The organism is Streptomyces sp. NPDC000404, assembly GCF_040300365.1.
Lineage (GTDB): Bacteria > Actinomycetota > Actinomycetes > Streptomycetales > Streptomycetaceae > Streptomyces > Streptomyces ramulosus.
In genome coordinates this window covers 64,430-89,169 of record NZ_JBEPDN010000008.1, presented here as the reverse complement: position 1 = coordinate 89,169, position 24,740 = coordinate 64,430, and the positions used below count along the sequence as shown (strand labels likewise).

Genomic DNA, 24,740 nt, shown 5'->3' with positions numbered 1-24,740 from the left:
GGCACCGCCCCACCCCAGGGGTTCACTGGGCTCCTGGAGTGCCCGCCTCACCCACCGGCGAAGCCGGTCATGAAGCGTCGGCCCGCCAGGACGCACCAAGATCGGCAAGATGCCTGCGGAGTGCGCTGCGCTGCTCCTCAAGATCCTCCGAGGCAGGAGACAGGAGATAGACGTTATCTCGGAAGGGTCGGAATCCCACGCGCTCCCACCCTTTGGCGATCCTGGCGTTCACGCGGCCCCACTCGGCCCTGTCAGTCAGCCGTCGGCTGCTGAGGTCGGTGATACCGGGCGAGCAGGCGATAGCCCGACAGCCCGCCATGAGCCGGGTGATCGCCTCGCAAGCGAGTACGGCTGCCAGGCCGTGCCCGCGCCACGGGGGATCCAGCGTCACCCGATCCATGATCAGAAGCGCTGAGCCGACGTACTCCAGCCGTTCGCTGACCTCGTCGGTGAAGGAGCCCGTCTGGGGATCGAGGAGGACCTGGGCGGTCTCGTACAGGTCCTCGGACTCTTCCTCCAAGGCCCAGAAGGCGTTGCGGCCTCGGTCGAGGTGCACACGGTAGAAGGTCATGGATCCCACGGGAGCTTCTTCGACCGTGTCGGGGGAGGGTTCGGGGGCCACGGATCCGGTGGGGCCGGCCAGCTCGTGACCTGCGGCACTGGTGGGTCGGCGGTGCAGGACGGTTACATCCCAGCGCTCCAGCGTGTCAGCCTGCGGAGTGTCCCAGAGTTCGTCGTCGTAGGAGATGCGCAGGCGTAGCTCGGAGGGGTCGCCGGGGAGCGATGAGGGGTCGTTCACTGCGGCAGCGTAACGAGGTACGCGCGCATTCGTGTACGACAGAGCCCCCGGATTCCGGGCTGGGGAATCCAGGGGCTCTAAGTCGTGGAGAAGGGCGGAGTGCGGTCAGCTTTCGGTGGGGCTGTCCGTGCGGCTGCGGCGGGCCACGGCTAGGGCGCCTCCGCCTGCTGTGATCAGCGCAGTCGCGCCGGCGACCAGCCAAGGGGTGGCGTCCGCTCCGGTGTGGGCGAGGGAACCCGTCGGTGTTTTCGGCGTGGAGTTGTTGACAGAGGTCGCGGCAGCGCGCGAGGAGCCGGGTTTCGGTGTGTCGCTCCCCGGGGCGGAGCGCGTGGCCCATCCGGTACCGCTGCTCGGCTTACCCGAACTGGACGGAGCATCGGTGTTCTTGTGCGTCGGCTTGCTGGAGGGTTCGCGCTTCGGGTCGCTGGCCGTCTTGGGGTTGGTGATCGTCACGGTCACCGGGGTGCCGGGACTCGCGGTAGCGATCTTCGTCGGCTTGTAGAGGTCGTATCCGGCGGGGGCCTGGATCTCCTTAACCCAGATCTGTGTCCTGCGGCTGGTCACGGGCAGATTTCCGGAGGCCGTTCCCTTTGCGCCCGTAGTCAGGGTGAGCAGCGGCGAGGTGCTGGCGCCAACGTTTACGGTCGCGCCGGGCAGGGGCTTTCCGGTCTTGCCGTCCTTGACCTGCAGGAGGACGGTGGCGGCCTTGAACTGGTCGATGATTGTCAGCCGTGTGGTCTCACCCGGGGTGACGATGACGTCCTGGTCGGCAGCTACCTCGTGGAGCGGGCTGCCGGAAGTTTGCTTGAGCCGGTAGACGCCCGGCGCGAGGTCGGGGACGGTCAGCGTCCCCTGGGCGTCGGTCTGTCCGCGGCCGGCGTCCTGGCCGTCGGCGTCGAGCAGCAGGAGCACGGCGCCAGGCAGGACGTCCCCGGCCGTGTCCTTCACCCTGATCTCGACGTTGCCCGCGTCTGGGACCGGTGTTTCGGCGGAGGTCGAGGGGGTCGGTTCGGAGGACTGGGCGCTCGCGGCCGGCGCGCAGGTGAGGGTACCCGCCACCGCAGCGGCGACGGCAGCGGCGGATCGGACGAGACGTGCACGCACGGAAGAGGGCTCCTTGAGAGAGGGGACGAGGAAGGTCAACGGGTGTGGCCAGAGACGAGAGAAGGAGGTGGTGGGCGACGGGTGTGGTGCCGTGCAGTTGCTTACCAGCCGGCAGGGCGGGCGGGGTTTACCGGCATGGGCCGGGCAGGGCCGGTCGGACCGTTGTGCTCCCGCACGGTGAGGCGGCCGCGGGGAGCGCGGGTGTAGGGCGGAATGCAGCGGCACGCTGCACGTCTAGCGGGGTGGGAGCTGGCGGGCCGGGCGGCTGGATCGGGGTGAGCTGGGCCATGCCCTCGATGTAGCTGAAGGTGTCCTCGCGCCACCGGGGCAGCGGGGTCGGATCGGCGGCGCATTCGGTGAGCGCGGTGAGCAGGGGGACGGGGGTATTCGTGCTGGCCGTCACGTACCAGGCGGGCCGGTCGATGGACTCTCCCGCCCACAGTTGCCAGCGGGCGTCGCGAGTGGTCAGCTCCCCTTCCGGATTGAGATCGATGTGTCGCTTGACGAACTCCAGACCGGCGAGCCCGTCCGGGGCCCGCAGCGCGTTGACGCCCCAGCGGGGGTGGTCGAATTTCCAGCCCTGTATGACAAGGGGGGCGAGGACCTGGAAGGGGTCGTGGTGGTCGTCGGCCCCGGGCACGCCGGGGCGGGCGAGGTAGGCGTCCGGCCCCTGCTCATACGCCCTGGCGAGGGCCGCGGTGAACACCTGGACGAACTCGGTGGGGGCACTCTCGCTGAAATAGGTGCCCCACGTCGGCGGGCCGGCTGGGTCCTCGTAGGCGTTGATGTGCCAGGGCGCGTCATCCTTGCCTTCGGGCACGTGGCGCAGCTGGACTCGCCGGTCGGGAGCGTCGAGGTAGATGTTGCCGAGGTCGTCGTACTGGTGATCCCAGCGGAGACCGTGCAGGGGGCGAGTGCGGGGGCGGTGGCCCCGGTGGAAGCGGCGAGGTAGCGCGGCGAGACGTAGACGTCACCGACGGTGTCGTGGCGCGGGCCGGGCTGGTGGGTCATCGCTGCGCCCGGACGGTCACGGTGATCTCGTCGGCGGCGGAATCGAGGCGCTCCTCGACCTCGGCGGTGTCGCGTCCGGTGACGAGGTAGAACCCGGCCCGGGCCGTGAACAAGGTGCCCTCGGGCGGGAGTACGAGTCGGTCGCCGATTTGGCTGGTCCACTGCACCTGCCGCAGCCAGGGGGTGCCGTCGGCGAACTGCTCGTTGATCTGTCGCTGGGTGAGGGTGCCGGAGGCGGGCGGGTACAGCATGCGGATGCCCGCGGCCTCGCGGCGGGTCGGGGTGAGGTCTGGTGCCGTGCCGCAGGCGAGGTCGGCGGCGGCCCTCGGCAGGTCGATGCCGGTGGCGAGGTGGACGAGGCGGCCGATCATGTCGCCGCCGATCCTGCCGTTGACCTCGATCAGCCGTGGCCGTCCGTCGACCAGACGCATCTCGACATGCTGCACACCGTCGGTGATGCCCAGGGCCTTGATCGCAGCGGCGGCGACCGGGGCGACCTCGGCAAGGAGCGGGTCGGTGGCGTCGACAGTGTGGCCGACCTCTGAGAAATACGGGCCCAGTTGCTTGCGGGTCACAGCGACAGCGACGGTCACACCTCGGTGGGTGACGCACTCCACGCTGACCTCCGGCCCGTCGAGGAACTCCTCGACCAGGACGCTGGTGTCCGCGCGGCTGCGGCGCGCACCGGCCATGGCGAACTCGAAGGCGCCTGGGAGCTCTTCGGGGCGGTCGACGCGGACCACACCGATGCTGCCGAAGTACGAGGCGGGCTTGATGACGGCGGGGTAGCCGAGGGTCATCGTCGCAAGCCCGGCCTCCAGCAGGGTCGTGGCCGTCATCGAAGCGGCTGACGGCACCCCGTGGCGAGCGAACAGGTCGCGAGCGACCGTCTTGTTCCGACAGGCCCGCATCGCCGCGGCGGAGGCCGCGGGGAGTCCAAGGTCGCGAGCCAAGTGGGCAGTCCGTTCTAGGTGTTGCTCGTCCCAAGTGACGACGCCGGCGATGTCGTGCCGGGCGGCCAGAGCCCGGCCGGCGGCAAGCAGCGTGGCGGCGTCATGGAGATCGGCGACGGCGTGGTCGACGATGTGCGGCACCTCCCACGTCGGCTCCGTGCCGGTCAGCAGGACGACGTCGTACGCAGCAGCGACCTGCTTCAGGCAATAGCCGCGGAGGGCCTGATTGCCCGGCGAGACGACGAGGACGAGCGGACGAGGGGGCAAAGGGGTCTCCGATTCGACAGGCAGCAGGGCAAGCGGGATGGAGCAGAAATGATCGGGCGGGCAGCGGCTCAGCGATGGGCACGGGCAGGGCCGACGGTCGGCGTGGGCGGGGGCGTTGCGGTTGTCCAGCGCGGCACGCTGCGTGTGGTCGGCACCGGAGGTGTGGAGGTGGCGCGCCGGAGGTCGAGGGGCGTGGGCGTCGCGGGTCGCGGCGGTCGGGCCGGGGTGAGCTGGGCCACCTTCGCCAGCCGAGGGTGAAGGGTCGCTCGCTCGCGGAGAGCGGGGATGGGGTTGACGAACTCGGCGGCCATGGCCGCGATCAAGCGCTTCGGTGTCCGTGCACTGAAGTGCGCTTCGGCCCGTGTCCCCCACCCCGGAGGCCCGGCCCACAACGTCACCGCCTCCGCGGAGGGATCGGTACTGACGACATCGATCGTCGCGCCCGCCAGATGGTCCGGGGCGACGATATGCCGCTCACCACGCGACAGCGGTCCGAGCTTCCACTCGGCGTCGAGCAGGGGTTGCACCGCGTCGGACCATCGGTAGGACGTGTCCGCGACGACGTTGTCGGAGTCTTCGTGCCACTCCGCGGCGAGGGCACTTACGAGCCCGCCCACCAGCTCGGGCGGCGTATTTTGATTGATGCGCGCCGTCCACGTTGTCGACGACAGGGCATCCTCGGCGACGCTGATCCGCCAGACATCGTAGTCGTCGCCGGCCCATCCGATACGGACGCGGTAGTCCGGCGACGCGACGATCAGCTGGACCGGCCCGTCATCGAGATGGTGGTGAGGCCAGTGGGCGACGGGGGCGAAGGACGCCCCGGCGTGACCGGGCAGCCCCGCCAGATAGCGCGGCGAGACATAGACGTCGTCGGTCGTGTCGATCAACAGGAATCCAAGAAGTAGTTCAGCTGGCGTCGGTCTCGCCGGGAAGGGCAGCCCGGCGCATGCGGAGGCGAGCGAAAGCGCAGGCAAGACCGATGGCCTGGAGGACAGCGCAGGCGATGATCGCGGGGCCGAGGCCGCCCACCGGCACGAGTGCGACCAGCACGCCGGCAAGGGGGTACGGGGCGAGGAGCAGCAGCACGGTCGCGGCGAGCGTGCTGGCGTAGACCGAAGCGGGGATGAGGTGCGAGCGCACGGTCCGCAGGACGACGGCCAGTCCGCCGTCGGCGGCCATGAGCACGGTGGTCGCGGTCAAGTACGACCCGTAGGTGGGGACGGTCGCCACCGCGACGCAGGCACCGACCGCGATCGGTGCGCAGGCGGCACCGACAGGCCACAGCCCGAAGCGGTCGATGGCCCGGCGGCACGCCGCCACCGCTGTCAGGGACACCGCGGCCGCAACCGTCCAGACCAGACCGACCGAGGCGGTGGACTGGCCGAAGCGGTTGACGACGATCACGGGGGCCGCGGCCTGGAGCATGCCGACGGCCACGTTGGACGCCGCCACCCCGGCCACGAGCCAGGCCAGCGCAGGGATGGCCCGCAGCGTGGACCATCCCACGCGTATCCCGCCCCGGCCCCGCTCCGGTGCACTCGTCGAGGCGGGCAAGACGGGCGTACGGGGTGTCAGCAGCGCGCCGAGCAGCGAGACGGCGGCGAGCGCCATGAGCATGCCGTCAGGGCCCACCCAGTGAAGGAGCGCGGCGCTGAGTGCGGGGCCGGCCAGCAGGGCCGCCTGATCGAGCCCCAAGAGGGCGGACTGCACGCGGTGGCCGCCGCCCCCCGCGGCACGAGCGGCACACGCACCCTGCGTTTCGGAGGCGATGTAGGAGCACTGCGTGAGCAGGCCGAGCGTGGCGGCCAGCACCAGCACGGTGGCCGTGGTCCCAGGGCCACCGCCGAGGATGTGCAGCATCACGGCGGCGGCGAGCGCGGCCCCTGCCCGGGCGAGCGTCGCGAGTCGGAACACGACGGCGGCCCCGTAGCGGTCGGCCAGAGCCCCGGCCCCCGCGATGGCACTCAGGCGTGGCAGCCACTCCAAGGCGAACGCAAGACCGGTCAACGCTCCCGAGGACGTGGTGGCGAGCACCAGGAGTGGCACACCGTAGGTTGCCACGCTCCCGGCGACGGCGTCTGCGCTGCGGGGGAGATAGATGCCGCGCATCAGCCTGGCGGTAGGGCGCGCGTGCCGGGCTCTGGCCGCTGGGCTCACGCGGCCCGCTCGAACTGGGATGCCAGGGTGGCCTGGCGGTTACCCGCCAGCCACTGGCTCAGGAGAGCGCGGGTACGGGCAAGGCCCGCCTCAGCCTCTGCGCTCACCTGGCGCACGGCGGGCTGCGAGCCGCCGTCGGCGTGCTCGGTCATGAGCGAGGGCGTCAGGAGGTCGAGGACAGAGCGGATGCGGCTGCTGAACGCGCATACCGGGGCCGGGTAGGCGTGGCGGCGGGCCCAGCGGGCAGCCGCGTCGTACAGGTCGGCCAGTTCCGAACCGGTCTCGGTGAGTTCCAGACCGGTGCCGGGAGTGGTCCGGACGAGGCCGTGGGCGCGGGCCTCTTCGGTGGCCCGGCGCAGTTGGTGCGAGGAGAGGTCGGGGAGGGTACCGGCCAGCTGCCGCGGTGGTATCGATCCGTTGTCGTCGATCTCGGTGATGAGGCGGATCAAGGAGGGCGAGGCCAGCAGATCGACTGCGCGGTGTACTTCGGCAGGAGTGAAGAGGGCGATCATCGGCGCGGGCCTCCCGCCGGGGCCGCCGCCTTCGGGTGGGCGGGCGTGGCGTGGGAGAAGAGCCCATGCCACGCCGGAGAGGGCTCGCCTGTCCGGGCCTGCGGGGGCGCCGCGGGAACCGGCCGGGGCTGGCTGCTGATCCACGGTCTCGGCGCGGGTGTCGCCCGCGGATGCCCCCAGACCGGGTGCTGGGCCGCCTGGTTGAGGGGCTGACCGGCGGACCACGCGGACAGGGCGCCGAGAACGCTACCGAGGCCATCGCCCGCGGTGGAGAGCCGATAAGGTCGGCCGATGCCCTCGGTGTCGACCAGGCCGTCGGCGACGAGCTGCCGCAGCGGTGGGTACACGTTGGTCCACTCGCCGCTGGGCATCACGATTCGACCAAGGGCCCTCGCGCTGGCTTCCTCGCGGGACTTGAGCACCCACAGGATGGCGGGGGCGTGCCGCCGGGTGAGCAGGGCGAGGCTGTCCTCGATCTGCTCGATCGCGGGCAGCGGGCGGTCCGGCTTCTCCAAGTGTTCCTCGGCCCAGGTGACGATCACCGGCAGGACCGGCAGGAGGGCGGCGCCGCGTTCGGTATGGCCGTAGGTGACGTGCCGTGTGGTGTGTTCGGTGCGCTCGACGAGGCCGGCGTGGCACAGGGCCGTGAGTTTGGGGTGGAGCTGATTGCCATTCAGCCAGGGCATCTTGGCCGCCAGCTCGCTGTACCGTAGCGGCGGGCCGGAGAGGGCCAGCATGATCCGGACGGTCCAGCGCGGAGTGATCATGGCGAGGGCCTCGGTGACCCGGGCGAGGTCTGCGTCGGCGTCAGGGGGCAGAGCGGTGATGGCCAAGGGATGCTCCTGGGTGAGTAAGGGCGAATAGCCGGCGGATCAACGGCTGGGGGCTGTGCTCGGGGCCGGGACGGGCGGCGAGGAAGTCGGCGGGGATGGCGCCGGGGCCGGAAGGCGAGTCAGGCTCCGCAGAACTGCGGCCACCGCCTCGGCCTGAACGTCGCGGACCGCGACTGCCTCAGCGAGCCGGCGGGCGCCATCGAGAAGGTGGGAGACTTCTTGCCGCCCGATCTGACGCGCAGGGTCGATGAGCTGGGCGAAGTGACCGCGGTGGAGGTCGATGCTGCGCTCGGCGAGGGCGAGAGCCTCGTGCATGCCGAGCAGGGCGGAGAGCATGCCGGGCGGCTGGTCCTCCTGGCCCTGTGCGTGAGCCTTGAGGACGGCGAACGGCGCGCCGTAGAGGTCCTCGATTCGTCCGGCTACCTCGGTGGACGTGGGGTGGGACAAGCGGGCGCTTTCACGATCGAGGGGCCCGGGCCGCCCCGGCACGCGGGGGTGCCGGGGCGGCGGCCGGGGGCAGGGCGGCAGTGGCCGTGAGCTGCGCCGTGCGGACGGGCCGGGCCCGGTGTTCGGGCGGAGGCATGGTGCGCAGCAGCTTGCCGAGGGCGGCACGGTAGCCGTCGCGGGCCTCCAGCGCCGCCTCCAGCCACTGCGCGTCGAAGCGGAGCTTGTCCGCCGACAGCGCGTCCATGTCGCGGTCCGGATCCGTGTCCGCGTGCACTCGGTCGCGGACGCGGGCTACCTGCTCCTCGGTCAGGGCTAGGAAGGAGCGCAGTTCCAGGGCGCGGGCGAGGGCGGGCGGGGCATCGCGCTCGGCAGCCGCCTCATACAGTTCGGGCACCGGGCTCCCGAAGATCTTCTGCAGGTCGGCGTCCATGGTGCTGTTCTTGTCCCGGCTCATCGGCCGGGCCTTGCTGCCCACCGTGCCGACGCAGTGGCAGGGGTACCCGCCGGCCGGTGGGGAGCGCTGGCCGGCACCGCAGGACCGGTTCGGCGGCGAAGGCGGGCGAGCCGTTCGGCGGCGAGGCCCTTCTTTCCCGGAGCGTCCGGGTCGAGGAGCCACCGGACGACACCGGCACGGCCGTCGCGTACGGTGACCGCCGTGTTCACGCGGTGGGCAAGGCCCATTGTCGGGTCGTCGACCTCGCTGGCCTGGGTTTCCAGCGCGGCGAGGAGGTCGTCCTCCGCGCGCTCCAGCACGGACTGCGCCTGTACGAGGAGGCCGTGCCACTTGACGATGTCGGCGGCGTCCGGGTTCGCGGTCGGCGCGGCGGCGACCGCGGCCTTCAGCTGGCCCATGTCCATCGAGTAGTGCGCTTCGATCCGTTCCGTGAGCACGCCCACGACATCCTCGGCGCCATCGGATGTGCCGTCGGACAAGGGAAAACTCCTGTTCTGAAAAGGCCGTTGCATGGCGGAATGTGGGGCGGCCGTACTCGGCGGCTCAGCCGCTTATCGCTGCTGCATTCCTGTCAGTGCAGGCACATGCGGATATCGCGGTAGACGTACTTGGCGGATACCCAGCCCTTTACGCCGGTCTTCTTGTCCTTGATGTAGAGCCAGTTGCCGCTCTTCTTGGACACGCTGAACTTGTGGCTCTTGTAGAGCACGCCGAGCGCGGTGGACTTCGCACTGGGCTTGGACCGGATGGTCACGGCCTTAGTGTGGACGGCGTACGGGAGCGGCGGGAGGCTCTGGCAGCTGACGGCGGGCACGGCCGTTGCCGCGGTGGACGCGGTCGCCGCGCTGGCGGCGGGGGCGGACAGGGTGGGCAGAGCAAATGCGCCGAGTATCGCGGCGGAGATGGCAATTCTGTTGAATCGCATGCGGAAGAAACCTCCGTGGAGACATAGGGGTGGCATGGAGTGACGCCGCGGGATTTGTTCCGGCGGCTGTATAAGAGTCCGGAGAATCGGCGGTTGGCCCAACCGCCGATCGTCGGCTATGTTGCGTCGCCCGCGACGGCCTCAGCGTTCAGCGCGAACGGCCGTGCGGCCGCGGAACGGGGACCTTGGCGATACCGGGTGGGCGGCGGGCAGTGGCTGCCGGGCGGACCGGCGGGAGCGGACCGGCCTCGCCGGTGAGGCGGTCGTCGCACCACTGCAGGGCTTCACCGGCTGTGTCGAAGGCGCCCTCGCGCAGGGTGTGCGTCCACGCTTCGGTGTCGACTTCCTCGACCACCACGCGGAACTGGCTGGGCACTTGCTCGCCCAGGGCGCGCAGTGCCACGACGACGACCATGTCGTCCGGGTCGTCTTTGGTGTAGGAGTAGCCCATGGCGTAGTGGTCGCCGTCGCCGGCGAGGCGTCGCTCCAGCGCCCGCGTGGTCTCGTCCGCGGGTGGGGGCCCCATCTGAGGGTCCAGGCCGATGCCATCGTGCGGGCAGCCGCGGTGGATGAGCCAGGACTGCGCCATCGCGGGGAGCGGCATGGTGGCGTGCTCGAAGGAGAACGCCTTCTTCTCGGGGTCCCGCTTCAGGTGAACGGCGACGTACTGCGGATCGCCTGGGTGCCCGTAGGTGGCGGAGCGGTCGAAGAGGACGTAGTAGCTGTGCGCGCCGACGTGATGTTGGGCGAGGGGGACGAGCTCGGGCTCGTGGATGCCGACCTCGCGGTAGAAGTCGCGGGACACCTCCTCGTCGGCATTGAGGCCGTCCAACTCGAAGTCGACATGAGGGTGGGCACTCTGGAACGGAACCCATTCAGCGGGGGGCAATTAGTGCCTTTCGGTGGAATTCAGCGCCGCTGCGAGATGGACGGCCATGCGCCGGGTCGGGCCGGGGCCTTCGGGGCCTGGGTCGTGGGCGTTCGGCGGGCGGCGAACAGCGCGGCGCGGCCGGTGTCGCTGAGGGAGACCGGCTGGCCGGCGTGCACGGGGTGGTCGGTGTCCCGGACGACGAGGCCGGCGGCCTCCAGCCGTTGCAGCTTGGCGTGAGGGATGCGGGTGCCGGAGGCAGCTGTGACGGACGTCCGGCCGGTCAGCAGGTGTTCGTGGATTTTGGCCCCGCCGGCGATGGCGAGCAGCGCCGCCTGGTCGTCCGTCGAGAGCTGCTTCGCGTCGGATGCGGCGGCCGTCACGGTGGCCTCGATGGGCTCCAGTGCGGCAAGTACCTCCCGGGCGGCGGCGTCCCGGGCGGCCCTTGCCTCCTCCAGCTGTTCCACGGTGCGGTCGATGCGCGTGAACAGGGCGTCATCGACGTCGAACTCGCCGTTGGAAAGGCGGTTGAGGAGTTTGAGGTAGAAGGTGACGCCAGTCTGCGCGTTGGCCAGCTCACGGTGCCGGTCGACCAGGTGGGCATGCTGGTCGTCAAGGATGCCGCGGTCGCGGTAGGCCCACAGGGTGTCGATGTCGTGGCCGGTGACGGCTTCAAGGCGGTAGTCGAGTGGGGAGACCGCACGCCGGGCGGTTGTCGGCGCGGGTTCAGGGGGCATAGGCGATGCTCCGTGCGTTCAGCGGGTGCGGACGGGGTTCTGTACGGGGCGGGCCGGAAGTGCCGTGGGCGGTGGACCGGGCCGGGGCACGGGGCCGCGGGCGGTCAGCTGGGGGGAGCGAGAGCGGGCCGCGTGCGTGCTGGCACTCCGCGGCCGGCGGGTCATCCCCAGTCGGCGGCCGACCTCGTCGTAGACGTTGTTGCCCGCACGCGGTCGGACTGCGACAACGTGGATTTCTCGCTGGTGCACGGCGCCCGTCGGCGCCGGGCGGACGCCGTAGACAACGCGCCAGTCCTTGCGTGCGTCCACGAACAGCTTGCGGAATCCCTCCAGGTCACCGTCGAGGCGTAGTCCGAAGCGCTGCGCGTTCACGACTTCCTGCAGGTAGGCGAGGGTGATGTCGCGAACTTCGCTGGGAGCCTGGAGAAGATCGGTCAGCGCGCGGGGGTCGAAACTCAGCCCGAAGGCGGGCCGCTCTTGCCCTCCCGCGGTCATGACGCCGTCTCGTCCGGCTCGGCGGTGTCTGCCGTGGTCGCCGTCTCCGTGCGTACGGACGGCGGCGGGCCGGGCAGAAGGCGGTGTGCGGGTCGGGCGGGGTCCGTCATGCAGGCCGACAGCGGGCCTCCCGGCGCACGGATCACCGCGACGGCGTGGGTGAGGAAGTCCCGGTGCCACACGAACATGCCGGCAAGACCGGCGTCGGGCTCTTTGTGTTGCTGGTAGGCCATCCACAGCGCGTGGAGCCACGCCAAGACGTCGGTGTGCTCCTGCCACTGAAGGCACCAGGGCGCCGCGGTGGTGACCTCGGCCCCGTAGACCGGGAGGAAGAAGTCATCGACCCAGTCCGACAAGGCGTCCACTTCGTCCTCGCGCTCCTCTCCCTCCAGTTCCAGGATCGGACGAGGCTCCGGCGGAGCGGCGGCAGGCGGCCCGCCGAGCCCCGGCATACCGAACGCGGCGAACGGCGATCGAGGGTTCTCCGGGGCGGACGCGAGATGGTCGATCTGCTGGGCCTGTTGCGCCGACTGCTCCACGAGCCGTCGGACACTCGCCTCGATTCCCTCCAGCTGCGCGTCGGGTACGCGTACCGGCTCCAACTCCCCGTCATCAGACGGCTTTATGGATTCAGGCATGGAAAGTAGGGCCTCCTACGGAACGCGGAATGAGAGGTGAACGAAGACGGCGACCACAGAAGGGGCGGTGAAATACTTATCAATTTCATCGGGTCGCCGATGCAGAACGCGAAAGCCTTGACGGGAATCGCAGGCTTGGATCAGGCAGTGAGAGTCACATCTTCTTGCGCAAGGATCGCGCGGTTCGTCTCGGTAAGCCGTTCAGTCGCGATGGACGCATAGTGCTTCGTCTTCTCCACGCAGATGGCATCCCGGCTCTCCAGCAGGGCGGCTACGCCTGTGGATCCGGATCCAGCGCAGAAATCGAGCACCGTGCCGCCCGGCGGGCAGATCTTCACCAGCTCACGCATGACCTCAGTGGGCTTCTGCGTGATATGCCGGCGCTTCGACCCCGAAGGCTGCGACGCGGAGTACATGCCGGGCAGATAGACCGGGTTCCGGGAAGCATCGATCGGCCCGTTGCTGGCCCAGACGATGAATTCGCAGTTTTGTGTAAACCTGCCTCGCTGGGGCCTTGCCTGCGGCTTGTGCCAGGCCAGCACGCCGCGCCATAGCCATCCCGCCGCCTGGATCGCGTCCGTCGTGGCCGGCAGCTGGCGCCAGTCGGTAAAAAGCAATGCCGTGCCGCCGACCTTGGTCAGCCGGTGAGCTTCGGTCATGATCTGCGTCAGCCAGAGCGTGTAGGACCTCTGATCCATGTTTTCGCCCGTGAAGTCGGACAGGTCATTCTTGGAATCAGCTGAGGTGTACTTCTGCTTGGCGGATCGACTGGTGCGCTCCTTCGCCGTTCGGCCCCCGCTGTTGTACGGCGGGTCCGTGATGACGGTGTCGACGCAGTCGTCCGGAAGACCGGATAGAACGCTGAGGGCATCGCCCTGGTGCAAAGAAAAAGGCAAAGAGAAATCCCATTCGGGTGGGGAATCGCGGAGGGAACTAACCGCCTCGCACGGGGGTCCTCACGGGCTGGAAGAGGGCATGCAGAAGCCCAGGGCCGCAGGCCGGGGGGAGCGAGGGGAGTTCAAAAACTGTAGACGCGAAACCGCCGACGGCCAAGAAGGGCGTTGTCGGGGTGCCGGATTCCGCTACCCCACGCCCGATTTTTTGGTCAACCGCCACTTCGCGCCTACTGTTTTTGAACCGCACGGCGCACACCACCGCCGACTATCCCCGCCGCAGCGGGTCGGCACCCGTGGCCGTCACATCTACTTCCCGGTCCGGCCACGTTGAGCGAGTGCCTGCTCCACCGCCCCGGCCTTTCCTGGTTCCCCACCTCGGCCGCCGCGCCCCGAGGCACCTCGCGCACGTGGCACGCCGGACACCACACCCGAAGGACACGTTCATGACGCCGCACTACCCACCCACGGCCGAAATCTCTGACCGGCAAGCAGTACGCCCAGGTTGAAGTGGCTCGCCGCCGGCCTCGGCGTCGTCTTCCTCTCTCCGATCCTGATCGGCGGCACGGGCATGGTGCTCGCCTCCTCCGCCGACGCCGTGCAGAACAGCGGCTCCCCCAGCAGATGCCTGACCGACCTCGACACCGCCTCAGTCGCCAGGCAGGTATCCAAGATCCTCGACGGTGTCTCCGGCAAGAACGTGCGAATCGAGGGCCTGGACCTGCCCGCCGAGCAGGTCCCCAATGCCCAGACGATCGTGGCCACCGGCCTCTCCCTCGATGTCCCCAAGAAGGGACAGGTCGTCGCACTCGCCACGGCGATGCAGGAGAGCCGACTGCGCAACTTGAACTACGGGGACCGCGACTCCCTCGGACTGTTCCAGCAACGTCCTTCCCAGGGCTGGGGCAGCGCCGAGCAGATCCGCGACCCCGCGTACGCGAGCGAGCAGTTCTACAAGCGCCTGCTCACGGTGCGCGGCTGGCAGCAGATGACCGTCACCCAGGCCGCCCAAGCCGTCCAGCGGTCCGGCCTGCCGGACGCGTACGCGCAGTGGGAGCAGCTGGCCACCGCGCTGCAGTCCGCCATCGCCAAGTCCTTTCCCGGCGGCGGTGACACGGACGGCAAGGACACGGACCGGGGCACGGGGCAGTCGGCCACGACCGGCTGTGCGCCGAGCCAGGACGGTTCCGGGTTCGGTCGCATCCCCGAGGGCAGCGTCCCGAAGAGGTACTCGATCCCCAAAAACGCCGACCCGAAGGCCCGCAAAGCCCTCACCTGGGCGATGCACCAGCTCGGCACGCTCTATCAGTGGGGCGGCACGTGCGCCGCGCCGCACGGCCCCGACCCGATGGGCCGCTGCGACTGCTCCAGCCTGATGCAGCAGGCGTACGCGCATGCCGGCGTGACACTCACCCGCACCACGTACACGCAGGTCAACGAGGGCAAGGCCGTATCGGCAGCGCACCTCGAGCCCGGTGACCTGATCTTCAGCCGCGGCAGCGCCGCACGGCCTGAGCACGTCGGCATGTACATGGGCTCGGGCCTCGTCATCGAGGCGCCGCGCACCACCAAGCCGGTCCGGATCACTCCGCTCAAGGACTGGACGATCCTCGCCGCCCGCCGCGTCATCTGACGCCGCACTCGCCCGGCACCGCCCCGGACGCCCCTTTCCCGTGGCCCCTTCCGCGCCTTTCGCGCGCCTCCTCCCCTGCTTCGCCTTCCCGCCGGCCCTCGCTGGGCCCGCGTACGCAAGGAGCTCCACCACCCCTATGTCTGTCCCCCTCGCAGACCGCGTCATCCAGCTCGCCTACGACCCGGGAATCTCGCCCAAGGGCGGTGGCCTGCCCGGTCTGAGCGTACTGAAGAACGTCGTCTCCTCGATCAACATGTTCGGCATCATTGCGACTGTCGGCGCCCTCGCCGTCTCTCTCGGCGTATGGGCCTGGGGCCACCACACCGGTGGTCATCAGGCCGAGGCCAACGGGAAGAAGGGCGCCCTCGTCGCCGGCGGCGCCGCCCTCGGTCTGGGTGCCGCGAACGGCATCGTGGCCTTCTTCTCCGGTCTGGGCTCGCAGGTCCACTGATGCGGAAACGATCCTCCTTCACCTCACTGTCCTCGCACGGCACGAGGTGGCCGGCCAACCGGCGCATCGCGATCGTCGCCGCCGTCGCCGCCGTCCTGCTCACCATCACCGGGATCGTCGCCCTGCTGACCGGCAGCAGGAACAGCCACGAGGATCCGGATACCGCGGCGCCCGTACCGACCAGCAGCCCGTCCGCCTCCGAGGCCGCGTCGAAGCCTTCCTCCGGATCCGGCTCGGTTCCCAAACCTCCGCAGCTCTCCGAACCCGTCGCCTACGCCAGGGCGGCCGCCCAGATGTTGTGGTCCTACGACACCCGCGATACCAGCCGCGATCAGCAACTCGCCGGTATGCGGGCCTGGATGAGCACCGAGAGTGAATACGCCGACTGGGCCTCGGTCTTCGGCCAGGTGCCCGACCCGGTGTTGTGGTCGCGGATGGCCGACCAGGACCAGCACGCCAACGCCCGCATCACCGAGGGGCACTACCCCGGCGCGTTCAAGCAGGCGCTGGCCAAGGACCCGTCCGCGATCACCGAGGCGTACCTCTACGTCGTCACCGTCAACGGCAAGCAGACGCTCAGCTGGAAGAAGGGCGGCAGAGGAGCCGAGGAACGGGCCGTGACCCTCGCCGTCCAGTGCCGCCCGAACCACGACTGCACCCTGGCCGCCATCGCACCGAGCGTCACGCAGTGACCTGCGCCTGATTCAAGAAAGGAGGAGTAACTCCGCGTGGGCTTCTGTGATTTCCCCCTGGCAGAACAGCTGTGCGCCGTCGGCGACGCAGTCGACTTCGTCTCAGACCCCGGCAAGGCCATCGGTGATTGGATGGCGAAATCTTCCGGCGAACTAGCTGCCGCCGCAGCAGATTTGGCCGCAGATGCAGTCGACACCACCACGAAGGTGGATCTCGGCGCGAAGTGGTTCGTCGACAACTACGAGATGCTGCTGCCCCTGGGCCTGGTCCTGCTGGTCGCCACGTTCTGCGCCCAGCTGGTGCGGGCCGCCGTCCGGCGCGACGGACAGGCCCTGAGTCAAGCGTTCACCGGCACCATGGGCGGCGTCCTGTTCGCCTTCGGCGCCATCGCCTTCACCACGGTCGCCATCGAGGTGGTCGACGCAATCAGCGACGGCCTGCTCAAGACGGCACACCTGAACATCAGCTCGGCCGTACGCCGCATCGTGAAGGTCCACCAGCTCGCCGCCTTGACCGGACTGGGATGGCTCGTACCCGTCGTCACCGGGCTCGGCGCAGCCATCGGCGCCTTCCTCTACTGGTGCGTCATGCTGGTCCGCAAGATCGGCATTTTGATCATGGTCACCTTGGCCGTTTTCGCATCGGCCGGCGGCGGCTGGGAAGTCGCCAGGCGCTGGCGCAAGGGCTGGATCGAAGCCACCGCCACCCTCGTCGTCTCCAAGCTGCTGATGGCCGTGATCTTCATCCTCGGCATCGCCGCCATGGGTAAAACCGAGGCCAAGGACGGCATCGCCGCACTGGCCGACGTCATGTCCGGCACCGTGATCATGATCTTGGTCTTGCTGTGCCCCTACGCCGTCTTCAAGTTCGTGCACTGGGCGGCCGATGGCACCGACGGCGAGTCCCTCCACCGCGCCGGCGGCGCCGGAGCGCAGATCGCCAAGGCCCACGCCGAGAAGGCCGCCCGGAAGGCAGCCTCCGCTGCGACCACCGCTGGAACCGGTGGTGCTGCCGCTGGAGCAGGTGCTGCACCGCAGGGCCCGGATGCCGGCGGGGGCGGTTTCCCTGGTGACGCCGCTGCCAATCCGACCGGCGGAAACGACACAGGCAAGGAAGGGCCGCAGAGCGGCGGAAGGAGCACCTCGCCCGCCGCCGGTGCCGTCAGGTCCGCTCTGGAGAAGGCAGTTCAGCCCGCGCCGACGAGCGTGTCCGATGACACGAGCGGTCAGATGGGCGGCAGCCCGGGGCCGGGTGGATCCGGAGCGAATGCCGTGTCCGGCCAGGGCGGCGGGTGGCAGTCCACTCCGCCGACCACGACCCCGCCGCCGCAGGGCGCGCCCCCGTCCTCCGGCTCGCCGCACGCCACATCCGGCGGGGCGAGCGGACCCCCGCCGTCTCCGACCGGCCTGTGATCCCCTGCCCGACTTCCGGGGTGGGAAGTGCACACCACCTCCCGCCCCGGGTTCCAACCGCGCCACCAGGACCCTCCCTTGACTGACCTCTCCGTCGCCCCGGTCACGGTGAAGTTCCCGCACCGGAGCCGACGCGGCATCCTCCTCGGCCTGTCCCTGCCCCAACTCATCCTTGTTGCTGGCACGTTGGCACTTCTGCTGATGACGGTGGTGTCCACCGGCCTGCTCGGAGCTATCGCTCTGGCCCCACTGTGGGCCACGTCCGCGGCCCTCGTCGCGATCCGCCGGCACGGCCGCTCCCTGATCGACTGGGCGCCGATCGTTGCCCGCTACGCATATCGCCGCCGAGCGGGCCAGGCCCTCTGGCTCGCCCGGCCTGTCACCCGCCCCCGGCAGGACGGGGTTCTCCACCTGCCCGGCACTGCTGCCTCTTTGAAGGTGGTGACGCCCGGCGACTCCGCCACCGGCGCCGCGGCCGTGCACGATCCGCACCAGCAGACCCTGACCGCCGTCGCGCGCGTCAGCGCGCGTGCCTTCGCCCTCCTCGACCCCGCGACTCAGAACCACCACGTGAGCAGTTGGGGGCGCGCGCTGGCGGGTATCGCCCGCACCGGGCACGTCGCCACCGTCCAGGTGTTGGAGCGCACCGTCCCCGACAGCGGTGACACCCTCACCCGCCACTGGGTCCAGAACGGGCAGCCCCAGACCCCGGTCGCCGGGCAGATCTACTCCGAACTGGTCGCCTCGGCCGGCCCTGCCGCTGCCCCGCACGAGACCTACCTCGCCATCGCCCTCGACCTCAAAGCCGCCCGTCGCCTGATCGCGCAGGCCGGCGGAGGGCTGCCCGGGGCGTTCACCGTCCTGCAGCAGACCACCGCGTCCATCGCCCAGGCCGCCCGTGGCGCCGGTCTTCAGGTCACCGGGTGGCTGAGCTCGCGAGAGATCGCCGCCGTCGTCCGCACCGCCTACGACCCCAAGGCGCTCGCCTCGCTCCAGCAGTGGTCCGAGACCGGCCGCGCCGAAGCAGACCCCGCAGCCGCCGGGCCCGTCGTCCAAGTCGAGGACTACGACCGCCTCGCCACCGACAGCGCACGGCACGCGACGTACTGGGTCGAGAACTGGCCGCGCACCGAAACGGGAGCCGGGTTCCTGCACGGGCTCATGTTCACAGCCGGCGTCCGCCGCAGTCTCTCCCTGCTATATGTGCCGCAGGGGCTCGAGTCCGCGCTGCGGGACGTCCAGCGGAAGAAGGCGGCGATCATCTCCGACGCCAACGAACGGGCACGCAGGGGACAGGTCGACTCCGAAGAGGACTCCGTCGAGTACGCGGACGTCAAAGCACGCGAGCGTCAGCTCATCGCCGGGCACGCCGACGTGGCCCTGACCGGCCTGGTCACCGTAACCGCCGAGACCGACGCCCTCCTGGACGCCGCCTGCGCACAGGTCGAGACTCACGCCGTCACCTCCGGCGTCGACCTCCGACGTCTCAACTACCAACAGCCGCCGGCCTTCGCTCTCGGCGCGCTCCCCCTCGCCCGGACCGCCCTGTGAGCTGGTCCTGCCCCCTCCCACCCGTACCTTGGACCACTGTTCTTCGAGCCTCCGCGACGGACCACCTGTCACTGCCCCTGCCGTCCGGCAGGAAGGATCACCGATCTTGACCTCCCTCACGCGTCCGGACGACGCGCACCCCTACCTCCGCGCCGCAACCGCCGGAGTCCGCCACCACACCCGCCCCCTGGCACCATCAGCTGAGCACCCGCCCCGGTCTGCGGACCGCCTGCACCTAGACGTGCTGCACGCCCATCTGACCGCCCTGCACCAGCTCTTGGACCGGCTCGCCGAGACCACGCGGTCGCCACACCCCACCGCCAGCCGCCACCTCGCCACCGCGCACACCCGCCTCTGGCAGGCCACCAGCGAGGTTCACTCCGCCTTCCACCTTCTGCCCAGCACAACGGCCGGGACCGAGGCAACTGAGTGCCGGCCCGAACGGTTGCCCGAGGGACCGCCTGTGCTGACGATCTGCCAGCGCCACCTCGCCACCGGCCACGTCATCCGCCGCAAGACCACCCCCACCGACCTCCGCCCGCACGCCACGGCCTGCGTGCGGTGAGTACAACCCGCAGAATCGACGGCCTTCGATGAACCACCGGCCCGCCCGGCGCGCCCGCCGCGCGTCCGCAAGCCCGCTCTTCACCCCCCACGGCACCGACCGCGCCAGCCGCAAGGCCGCCCGCCGTCAGCTCGCCCAGGTCACCGCCAAGGTCCGCGCGGAAGCCATCGCCCACCAGGCCGAAAGCGCGCCCGCCGAGCAGGAGATGCCCGCCGCGCTGTACCCGCCGAGCGGGCGTCCCGGGTCCGCCTCCGCGCGCAACCACCGGCTGAAGCTGCCTGCCCACCGCATGACCACGGCGACCGCGAGCGGGGCGTACCCGTTCTTGGCCGAGGGCGGACTCGGCGCCGAGGGCATCTACATCGGGCGCGACGTTCACGCCGAGGCGTCGTTCGTCTTCGATCCGTTCGCGCTGTACGGCAAGGTCGAGGGCTTCACCAACCCCAACCTTTTGCTGGCCGGGGTGATCGGCCAGGGTAAAAGCGCGCTGGCCAAGAGTTTCGCGCTACGTTCGGTGGCCTTCGGCTACCGCGTCTACGTTCCGTGCGATCCGAAGGGGGAGTGGACGCCGGTGGCGCAGGCCCTCGGCGGCCGGTCCGTCGCTCTCGGCCCCGGGCTGCCCGGACGGCTGAACCCCCTGGACGCGGCTCCACGCCCGGAGAGCATCTCCGAGGCCGACTGGGCGGGCGAGATCCGCAAGAGGCGTCTGCTCCTGCTCGGCTCCCTGGCCCGGACCGTTCTGGGCCGGGACCTGATGCCCATGGAGCACACCGCCCTGGACGTCGCCCTGGACGCCGTCGTCACCTGCGCCGCGGACACCGGCCGCGCCCCGCTCCTGGGCGATATCGCAGCCACCCTCACCAACTCGAGTGCGCTCGACGAGGCCGCAGGGACGGTGTCGGGCCAACTTGGTGATGCCGCCCGTGACCTGGCGCACGCGATGCGCCGACTCGTCCACGGTGACCTGGCCGGCATGTTCGACGCCCCCTCCACCGTCGCCTTCGACCCGACCGCGCCGATGCTCACCATCGACCTGTCCCGGCTCGGCGGTTCCGGCGACGACACCGCCCTTGTCCTGGCGATGACCTGCGCCTCCGCCTGGATGGAGTCCGCCCTCTCCGATCCGGGCGGCGGACGGCGCTGGATCGTGTACGACGAGGCGTGGAGACTGATGCGGCACATCGGCCTGCTGCAGCGCATGCAGAGCCAGTGGAAGCTCTCCCGCGGCCTCGGCGTCGCCAACCTCATGGTGATCCACCGGCTGTCCGACCTGCTCACCGCCGGCGACGCCGGGTCGCAGGGACGGGCTCTGGCCGAAGGACTCCTCGCCGACTGCAGCACCAGGATCATCTACCGCCAGGAGACCGACCAGCTCCACGCCGCAGCCTCCCTGCTCGGCCTGACCTCCGTCGAAATGGAAGCCATCTCGCACCTCAACCGAGGGCGCGGCTTGTGGAAAGTCGCAGGTCGCAGCTTTATCGTCCAACACCTTCTACACAGACGCGAGTTGTCGCTCTTCGACACCGACGCCCGAATGCACTGAAACAGCAGGAGGTTCATGAATCCCAACATCCAGCGTGAACTGATACCGCGCGAGGACGTCATCCGCCTGATCGACACGCTCAACCCAGCGAGCGACAAACTGCTCGACGCCGCCCAGCAGTGGGAGCTGCTGGACGAGAGCGGGCACGTGCCGGACGCTCCCTCCTACTCCGCGCTGCTCCAGCACGCCACCGATGCGCAAGATCTCTCCCGTGACGTCCTCCGGATGACTGCAGGCTTCGCCCGACACCCGCACAGCACCTCCCGCGACGGCACCGCCGTCCTGCGCCATCTCGCCATAGCGGCCACCATGGCGACCCGCGCAGCGCCGCACTTCACCGAGACCGCGGAGTGCGCCCTGGCCTTGACACGGTCCTCCAGCCCGTACGACCTGGACTACCTCAAGAACCGGATGGTCATCGACCACGCCTCGGCGCGCGCCTTCCTGCGGCGCGCGTCGGAATCCCTTCGCGACGCGGTCAAGGAACTCGACAATCACCTCGAATTCCACCGCTTCCTCGCAGCACTCACGCCCCGGGAGACCCCGGCACCCCCGCCGCCCAAGCCGAGCGGTCGCCACCGCTAGCCCGTGTCGAAGAACCAACGTCACCTCTTCAAGGAGTCCCCTGAACCGCCCCGCTCATATCAGCGACGCCGACTGGGCCGAGTACCAGCAGCGTCAGAACGAACACGAAGATCTAATGGTCCAAGTCGCCGAGCGCGAAGCGCAGATGGAACACGACCTGATCTCCACCTACGACGAGTACGAATTCGACTTCACTCCGGTCGCGGAGCCCGCCCCCTCCGTCCGGACATCACCCCCGCACCGTCCGCCCGCCTCCCGTAGGAGGAGCCGTGGGCGCTGACGACGGCTGCCGCACTGACCTGTCCGTCTTCGTGGCTGGCCTGGGCGCCCGTCTGCCCGGTACTTGGACCAGCGAGTACCTGCGCCACGCTCGATATGCGGATCAGTTCCCTCATGCCGAACAGCTCTGGGACATCGGCCACGTCAACCACGTCGTCCACGAGTACGTCCTCACGCACCACGCCGTGCTCCACGGACCGGCCGAACAACGGCTGTACGTGACCGACCGCCCCCTTCGCCCGCACCAGTTCGTCGTCGCCCCGCTCGCCCCCTATGCCCCTCACGTCAAGCCCCACCACTTCGTAGGGGTCGAGGAACCCAACGGCATCGCGGTTCCCAAGGATCCCGCGCGGGCAGCAGCGCGAGTCGCCCGGCGGGTTCTGCCCCGCTACCAAGCAGCCCTGCAACAGGTATTCGACAACGCCGAGGCCCAGCCCGATCCTCCGCACCGGCCCGGCCCGCCGCTGATCGATGGGGTTCTCACCCTGACCCTGTACGACGACGGGGCCCTCGGCTCGCCGTACGAGAGCGTGCCGGTCGATGCCCGCACGACGCTGTACGCACACGGGTTCCAATACCACCCGCACCAGGCAGCGTTCCTCCTACCCGCATCGTACGGAGACAGTGATCGTGCACTTCGCGTCCATGGCGTGGTCCAGCAGCTCACGGCCAAGGGCATCCGTGTCAACTTCCGAGACTCGGCGCCCACCACCACGGCCCCTCCGCCGGCAGCGCCGAAGACCTCACCGATGCACCACCGCACGCGCTGACCCCGCTTCCGCAGGCGCCACTGCTCACGAAGCCGCTCTCTACAGCAGTCCCGCCTCCTTCACCTCGTAGTTGAGGCCACTCGTTCAGCTGCCGAAGCTCAACCCACCGGAAGAACCATGCCCGACGCCCACGCCCAGGACGCGCCCCGGGAGAAGGTCCTCATCTCTCCCCGCTACCTGGCCGCCAGCTTCCCCAATGACCACCGCCAGCTCCTCGACACTTTCGCCGACGAAGTCGCCTGGAACGCACACATCGACGCGTCGTCCTTGACCGTCACCAGCCCCTGCCGGCGCATCACGATCCGCCATGACCCCACAGCATTGGGCCAAGGCCCACACATGGTGATCACAGCCCGTACCGACGAAGAAGCGCCGGAGCGCTGGCGTGCGGATATCGCGGGTAACGCGCCCATCGAGTTCGTCGCCGGGCTCTTCAGCACCCTGGCAGCGGAACTGGCCACCGATCCGGATCACGTCATCTACGGCATCGGTGCCGAGCCCGGCCTTCTGGAGCTCTACGTTGACGTTGACTCCTGGGCCTACTTCGACGAGATCGGGCTCTCCGGATTCGTCTCGCGCGACGGACACGCCGCCGTGATCAGTCGGCCCGTGAACTCGTCGGCACCGCCCATCCGTGGAGACGCATCCGTCACCTGGCAGGTGGGCGCTTCCCCGGAAGACCTTGGTCGCCTGTGGGACATCTCGTTCACGGACAAGACGCCAGCCATTCTCATGCACGCGGTCGTCGCCGAGACGCTCGATCCACAGCCCACCCTGCGCTCCACGGCCTTCCCGTTCCCTGCCGCCGTCGTTCCGCTGGTGACCATCGAACGCCTCTCAACGCCATCGCGCCACATCCCGGCGGCCCCTCCCCCCGGCGGACCCGCACGCAGCGCCGAGCCCAAGCGCACCCCGAAAACTCGCTGAGCCCTGCCCCTCCAGGCGAACTCGCCCCAAGTCTCGACACCAGGACCTCGATGCCCGCCCCGACCTCCGAGATCAACCTCGCCACCAGCCGTTCCCTGGGCCTGGTCGCCATCACGCACGGCGAGAAGTACCAGCAGGCCAACCGGGCACTGGAAGAGGCCGGGTTCGCGCGCCTTCCCAACGGGGCCTTCACTGCCCCGATGACCGATCCGCAGGTCGCTCGGCGCACCGCCAGCGCCCTGGTGAACCGCGCCCACGAGCATGGCGCCACCATTACCACCAGCACCCGGCCCTACCTCGGCGACATCGGCACCGAGATCGCCGCCTTGCTGCCCGGCCCGTGGAACGCCGGACTGCAGATTTACGCCCATCCGCTGTGGCAGGAAGACCTCTTCCCCATGCTGTGGGAAGCGGGCGAGATATATCGGGCTCTCGAAGATCACCGCCTCCCCTTCGCTTCCGTCCTGAAGAACGGTTCGGGCACCGAGCTGCTGCTGGTCGAGCGCCCCGGTCACCGCAGCGGCTACCTCCTGGGCGCGCTCACCGACCGTGAGCAGGAGGACCCTCACGACGATCCCACCACGCCGCACAGCATCGTGCTGCCCTCCGACCCTCGCCTCGCCGCCCGCGCCGTCACGCACACGTTCCTGCCCGCCTACCATCGATCCCTGCACCACCAGGACCTGAACACCGTTCTGCACGCCCTGGAGCGCATCCGGGAAGAACACGAGACCCTCCAGACGATCAAGGACTCCGGCAGGTACAGCGACGGAGTCCCGCTCCGCAACTCCCGCCTGATCGCCGGAATGGAACGGGACTTCGCCGACCACGCCTGGCTGTCCTACAGCGACGTCCTCGAACACGCGCCGGTCCTGCTCACCCGCTGCCGGCCCGCCGCCACCCCCTGGCCCGAAGACGCCGCGGTCCTGACCCGTCTGCGCGAAGCGCTCGCCCACAGCCAAGACGCCTGGCACGAATGGAACGATCTGGGCGACAACCTGTACTCGGTCCCCCGCACGCTGCCAGACCACGAATGGAGCCAGGTCCGCGGGCAGCTCGGCCTCGCCGTCCTGCCCGCGATCGAGACGTGGCTCGCCCACACCAAGGTGTTCGAGCGCCAGGCCCGAGCAGCCGAACCGGGCGGGCCGGCCACGCTGTCCGCGCCCAGCCCGCGGCTGCTCACCACCAGCCCGACGCCCCCGTCAGCTTCCCGCTCTGCGCCAGTGCACCGCTGA

28 protein-coding genes are annotated in these 24,740 nt (G+C 69.8%); 11 read left to right on the top strand and 17 right to left on the bottom strand.

Features of this window, described 5'->3' with window-relative positions; all coding sequences use genetic code 11:
- Positions 1–67 precede the first annotated feature (67 nt).
- The 17 genes from ABT345_RS17050 to ABT345_RS16970 all read right to left on the bottom strand — a co-directional run bounded on the left by ABT345_RS17050 (position 68) and on the right by ABT345_RS16970 (position 13,099).
- A complete protein-coding gene (locus tag ABT345_RS17050) occupies positions 68–799 on the bottom strand; it encodes a hypothetical protein (protein WP_345092737.1) in 732 nt (243 codons plus the stop codon).
- A gap of 105 nt (positions 800–904) precedes the next feature.
- The gene (locus ABT345_RS17045) at positions 905–1,903 is read right to left on the bottom strand and encodes a SpaA isopeptide-forming pilin-related protein (protein ID WP_345092740.1); all 999 of its coding nucleotides are present in this window, start codon (positions 1,901–1,903) and stop codon (positions 905–907) included.
- Between the two features lie 127 nt (positions 1,904–2,030).
- Positions 2,031–2,723, bottom strand: a complete 693-nt coding sequence (locus ABT345_RS17040) for an SPDY domain-containing protein (protein ID WP_345092743.1) — start codon at positions 2,721–2,723, stop codon at positions 2,031–2,033.
- Between the two features lie 187 nt (positions 2,724–2,910).
- Positions 2,911–4,134, bottom strand: a complete 1,224-nt coding sequence (locus ABT345_RS17035; protein WP_345092745.1) for an ATP-grasp domain-containing protein — start codon at positions 4,132–4,134, stop codon at positions 2,911–2,913.
- Between the two features lie 68 nt (positions 4,135–4,202).
- The gene (locus tag ABT345_RS17030) at positions 4,203–5,024 is read right to left on the bottom strand and encodes an SPDY domain-containing protein (protein ID WP_345092748.1); all 822 of its coding nucleotides are present in this window, start codon (positions 5,022–5,024) and stop codon (positions 4,203–4,205) included.
- A gap of 19 nt (positions 5,025–5,043) precedes the next feature.
- Positions 5,044–6,246 (bottom strand): MFS transporter, encoded by a 1,203-nt coding sequence (locus ABT345_RS17025; protein ID WP_345092751.1) that lies wholly within the window; start codon positions 6,244–6,246, stop codon positions 5,044–5,046.
- A 44-nt stretch (positions 6,247–6,290) separates the two neighbouring features.
- Positions 6,291–6,806, bottom strand: a complete 516-nt coding sequence (locus ABT345_RS17020) for a regulator (protein ID WP_345092754.1) — start codon at positions 6,804–6,806, stop codon at positions 6,291–6,293.
- The gene (locus tag ABT345_RS17015) at positions 6,803–7,639 is read right to left on the bottom strand and encodes a winged helix-turn-helix transcriptional regulator (protein ID WP_345092757.1); all 837 of its coding nucleotides are present in this window, start codon (positions 7,637–7,639) and stop codon (positions 6,803–6,805) included. Before ABT345_RS17015 ends, ABT345_RS17020 begins: the two co-directional genes overlap by 4 nt.
- Positions 7,640–7,678: 39 nt before the next feature.
- Positions 7,679–8,086 (bottom strand): hypothetical protein, encoded by a 408-nt coding sequence (locus ABT345_RS17010; RefSeq protein ID WP_345092760.1) that lies wholly within the window; start codon positions 8,084–8,086, stop codon positions 7,679–7,681.
- A 10-nt stretch (positions 8,087–8,096) separates the two neighbouring features.
- On the bottom strand, positions 8,097–8,540 hold the full coding sequence (locus tag ABT345_RS17005) for a hypothetical protein (protein WP_345092762.1): 444 nt from the start codon (positions 8,538–8,540) through the stop codon (positions 8,097–8,099).
- Positions 8,537–9,019 carry a hypothetical protein gene (locus tag ABT345_RS17000; protein WP_345092765.1) on the bottom strand — a complete coding sequence of 161 codons (483 nt, stop codon included), beginning with the start codon at positions 9,017–9,019 and terminating at the stop codon, positions 8,537–8,539. The genes ABT345_RS17005 and ABT345_RS17000 overlap by 4 nt, the downstream gene beginning before the upstream one ends.
- Before the next feature lie 92 nt (positions 9,020–9,111).
- Positions 9,112–9,465 carry an SH3 domain-containing protein gene (locus tag ABT345_RS16995; protein WP_345092769.1) on the bottom strand — a complete coding sequence of 118 codons (354 nt, stop codon included), beginning with the start codon at positions 9,463–9,465 and terminating at the stop codon, positions 9,112–9,114.
- Positions 9,466–9,613: 148 nt separating this feature from the next.
- A complete protein-coding gene (locus ABT345_RS16990) occupies positions 9,614–10,354 on the bottom strand; it encodes a hypothetical protein (RefSeq protein WP_345092772.1) in 741 nt (246 codons plus the stop codon).
- A gap of 20 nt (positions 10,355–10,374) precedes the next feature.
- Entirely contained in the window at positions 10,375–11,070 is a 696-nt protein-coding gene (locus ABT345_RS16985) for a hypothetical protein (protein ID WP_345092775.1), read from the bottom strand.
- An 18-nt stretch (positions 11,071–11,088) separates the two neighbouring features.
- Complete coding sequence (locus ABT345_RS16980; RefSeq protein WP_345092778.1) at positions 11,089–11,565, bottom strand: hypothetical protein; 477 nt, start codon at positions 11,563–11,565, stop codon at positions 11,089–11,091.
- Positions 11,562–12,104: a DUF4913 domain-containing protein gene (locus ABT345_RS16975; protein WP_345092970.1), complete on the bottom strand. Its 543-nt coding sequence runs from the start codon at positions 12,102–12,104 to the stop codon at positions 11,562–11,564. The genes ABT345_RS16980 and ABT345_RS16975 overlap by 4 nt, the downstream gene beginning before the upstream one ends.
- A gap of 239 nt (positions 12,105–12,343) precedes the next feature.
- Positions 12,344–13,099 carry a DNA-methyltransferase gene (locus tag ABT345_RS16970; protein ID WP_345092781.1) on the bottom strand — a complete coding sequence of 252 codons (756 nt, stop codon included), beginning with the start codon at positions 13,097–13,099 and terminating at the stop codon, positions 12,344–12,346.
- Positions 13,100–13,601: 502 nt separating this feature from the next.
- Here ABT345_RS16970 and ABT345_RS16965 point away from each other — a divergent pair.
- The 11 genes from ABT345_RS16965 to ABT345_RS16915 all read left to right on the top strand — a co-directional run bounded on the left by ABT345_RS16965 (position 13,602) and on the right by ABT345_RS16915 (position 24,740).
- Complete coding sequence (locus tag ABT345_RS16965; RefSeq protein WP_345092783.1) at positions 13,602–14,729, top strand: C40 family peptidase; 1,128 nt, start codon at positions 13,602–13,604, stop codon at positions 14,727–14,729.
- A gap of 136 nt (positions 14,730–14,865) precedes the next feature.
- Positions 14,866–15,180, top strand: a complete 315-nt coding sequence (locus tag ABT345_RS16960) for a DUF6112 family protein (protein WP_345092785.1) — start codon at positions 14,866–14,868, stop codon at positions 15,178–15,180.
- Positions 15,180–15,872, top strand: coding sequence for a hypothetical protein (locus tag ABT345_RS16955; RefSeq protein WP_345092788.1), 693 nt, complete (start codon positions 15,180–15,182; stop codon positions 15,870–15,872). The genes ABT345_RS16960 and ABT345_RS16955 overlap by 1 nt, the downstream gene beginning before the upstream one ends.
- A 36-nt stretch (positions 15,873–15,908) precedes the next feature.
- Positions 15,909–17,285 carry an SCO6881 family protein gene (locus tag ABT345_RS16950; protein WP_345092791.1) on the top strand — a complete coding sequence of 459 codons (1,377 nt, stop codon included), beginning with the start codon at positions 15,909–15,911 and terminating at the stop codon, positions 17,283–17,285.
- A gap of 78 nt (positions 17,286–17,363) precedes the next feature.
- The gene (locus ABT345_RS16945) at positions 17,364–18,836 is read left to right on the top strand and encodes an SCO6880 family protein (protein ID WP_345092793.1); all 1,473 of its coding nucleotides are present in this window, start codon (positions 17,364–17,366) and stop codon (positions 18,834–18,836) included.
- Positions 18,837–18,942: 106 nt separating this feature from the next.
- Complete coding sequence (locus ABT345_RS16940; RefSeq protein ID WP_345092796.1) at positions 18,943–19,401, top strand: DUF6238 family protein; 459 nt, start codon at positions 18,943–18,945, stop codon at positions 19,399–19,401.
- A 28-nt stretch (positions 19,402–19,429) separates the two neighbouring features.
- On the top strand, positions 19,430–20,944 hold the full coding sequence (locus ABT345_RS16935; protein WP_345092799.1) for a VirB4 family type IV secretion system protein: 1,515 nt from the start codon (positions 19,430–19,432) through the stop codon (positions 20,942–20,944).
- 15 nt (positions 20,945–20,959) lie between these two features.
- Positions 20,960–21,529, top strand: coding sequence for a hypothetical protein (locus ABT345_RS16930; protein ID WP_345092802.1), 570 nt, complete (start codon positions 20,960–20,962; stop codon positions 21,527–21,529).
- Positions 21,530–21,798: 269 nt separating this feature from the next.
- Positions 21,799–22,578, top strand: coding sequence for a hypothetical protein (locus tag ABT345_RS16925; RefSeq protein ID WP_345092805.1), 780 nt, complete (start codon positions 21,799–21,801; stop codon positions 22,576–22,578).
- 117 nt (positions 22,579–22,695) lie between these two features.
- Entirely contained in the window at positions 22,696–23,505 is an 810-nt protein-coding gene (locus ABT345_RS16920; protein ID WP_345092808.1) for an SPDY domain-containing protein, read from the top strand.
- A 50-nt stretch (positions 23,506–23,555) separates the two neighbouring features.
- Positions 23,556–24,740: a hypothetical protein gene (locus tag ABT345_RS16915; protein ID WP_345092810.1), complete on the top strand. Its 1,185-nt coding sequence runs from the start codon at positions 23,556–23,558 to the stop codon at positions 24,738–24,740.

What these genes read in the sequence shown, in the direction of transcription:
- ABT345_RS16960 (WP_345092785.1), top strand. Translation starts at nt 14,866, where the DNA reads ATGTCTGTCCCCCTCGCAGACCGCGTCATCCAGCTCGCCTACGACCCG.
- ABT345_RS16915 (WP_345092810.1), top strand. Translation starts at nt 23,556, where the DNA reads ATGCCCGCCCCGACCTCCGAGATCAACCTCGCCACCAGCCGTTCCCTG.
- ABT345_RS17020 (WP_345092754.1), bottom strand. Translation starts at nt 6,806, where the DNA reads ATGATCGCCCTCTTCACTCCTGCCGAAGTACACCGCGCAGTCGATCTG.
- ABT345_RS16955 (WP_345092788.1), top strand. Translation starts at nt 15,180, where the DNA reads ATGCGGAAACGATCCTCCTTCACCTCACTGTCCTCGCACGGCACGAGG.
- ABT345_RS17005 (WP_345092762.1), bottom strand. Translation starts at nt 8,540, where the DNA reads ATGAGCCGGGACAAGAACAGCACCATGGACGCCGACCTGCAGAAGATC.
- ABT345_RS16985 (WP_345092775.1), bottom strand. Translation starts at nt 11,070, where the DNA reads ATGCCCCCTGAACCCGCGCCGACAACCGCCCGGCGTGCGGTCTCCCCA.
- ABT345_RS16930 (WP_345092802.1), top strand. Translation starts at nt 20,960, where the DNA reads ATGAATCCCAACATCCAGCGTGAACTGATACCGCGCGAGGACGTCATC.
- ABT345_RS16920 (WP_345092808.1), top strand. Translation starts at nt 22,696, where the DNA reads ATGCCCGACGCCCACGCCCAGGACGCGCCCCGGGAGAAGGTCCTCATC.
- ABT345_RS17025 (WP_345092751.1), bottom strand. Translation starts at nt 6,246, where the DNA reads ATGCGCGGCATCTATCTCCCCCGCAGCGCAGACGCCGTCGCCGGGAGC.
- ABT345_RS16935 (WP_345092799.1), top strand. Translation starts at nt 19,430, where the DNA reads ATGAACCACCGGCCCGCCCGGCGCGCCCGCCGCGCGTCCGCAAGCCCG.
- ABT345_RS16995 (WP_345092769.1), bottom strand. Translation starts at nt 9,465, where the DNA reads ATGCGATTCAACAGAATTGCCATCTCCGCCGCGATACTCGGCGCATTT.
- ABT345_RS16980 (WP_345092778.1), bottom strand. Translation starts at nt 11,565, where the DNA reads ATGACCGCGGGAGGGCAAGAGCGGCCCGCCTTCGGGCTGAGTTTCGAC.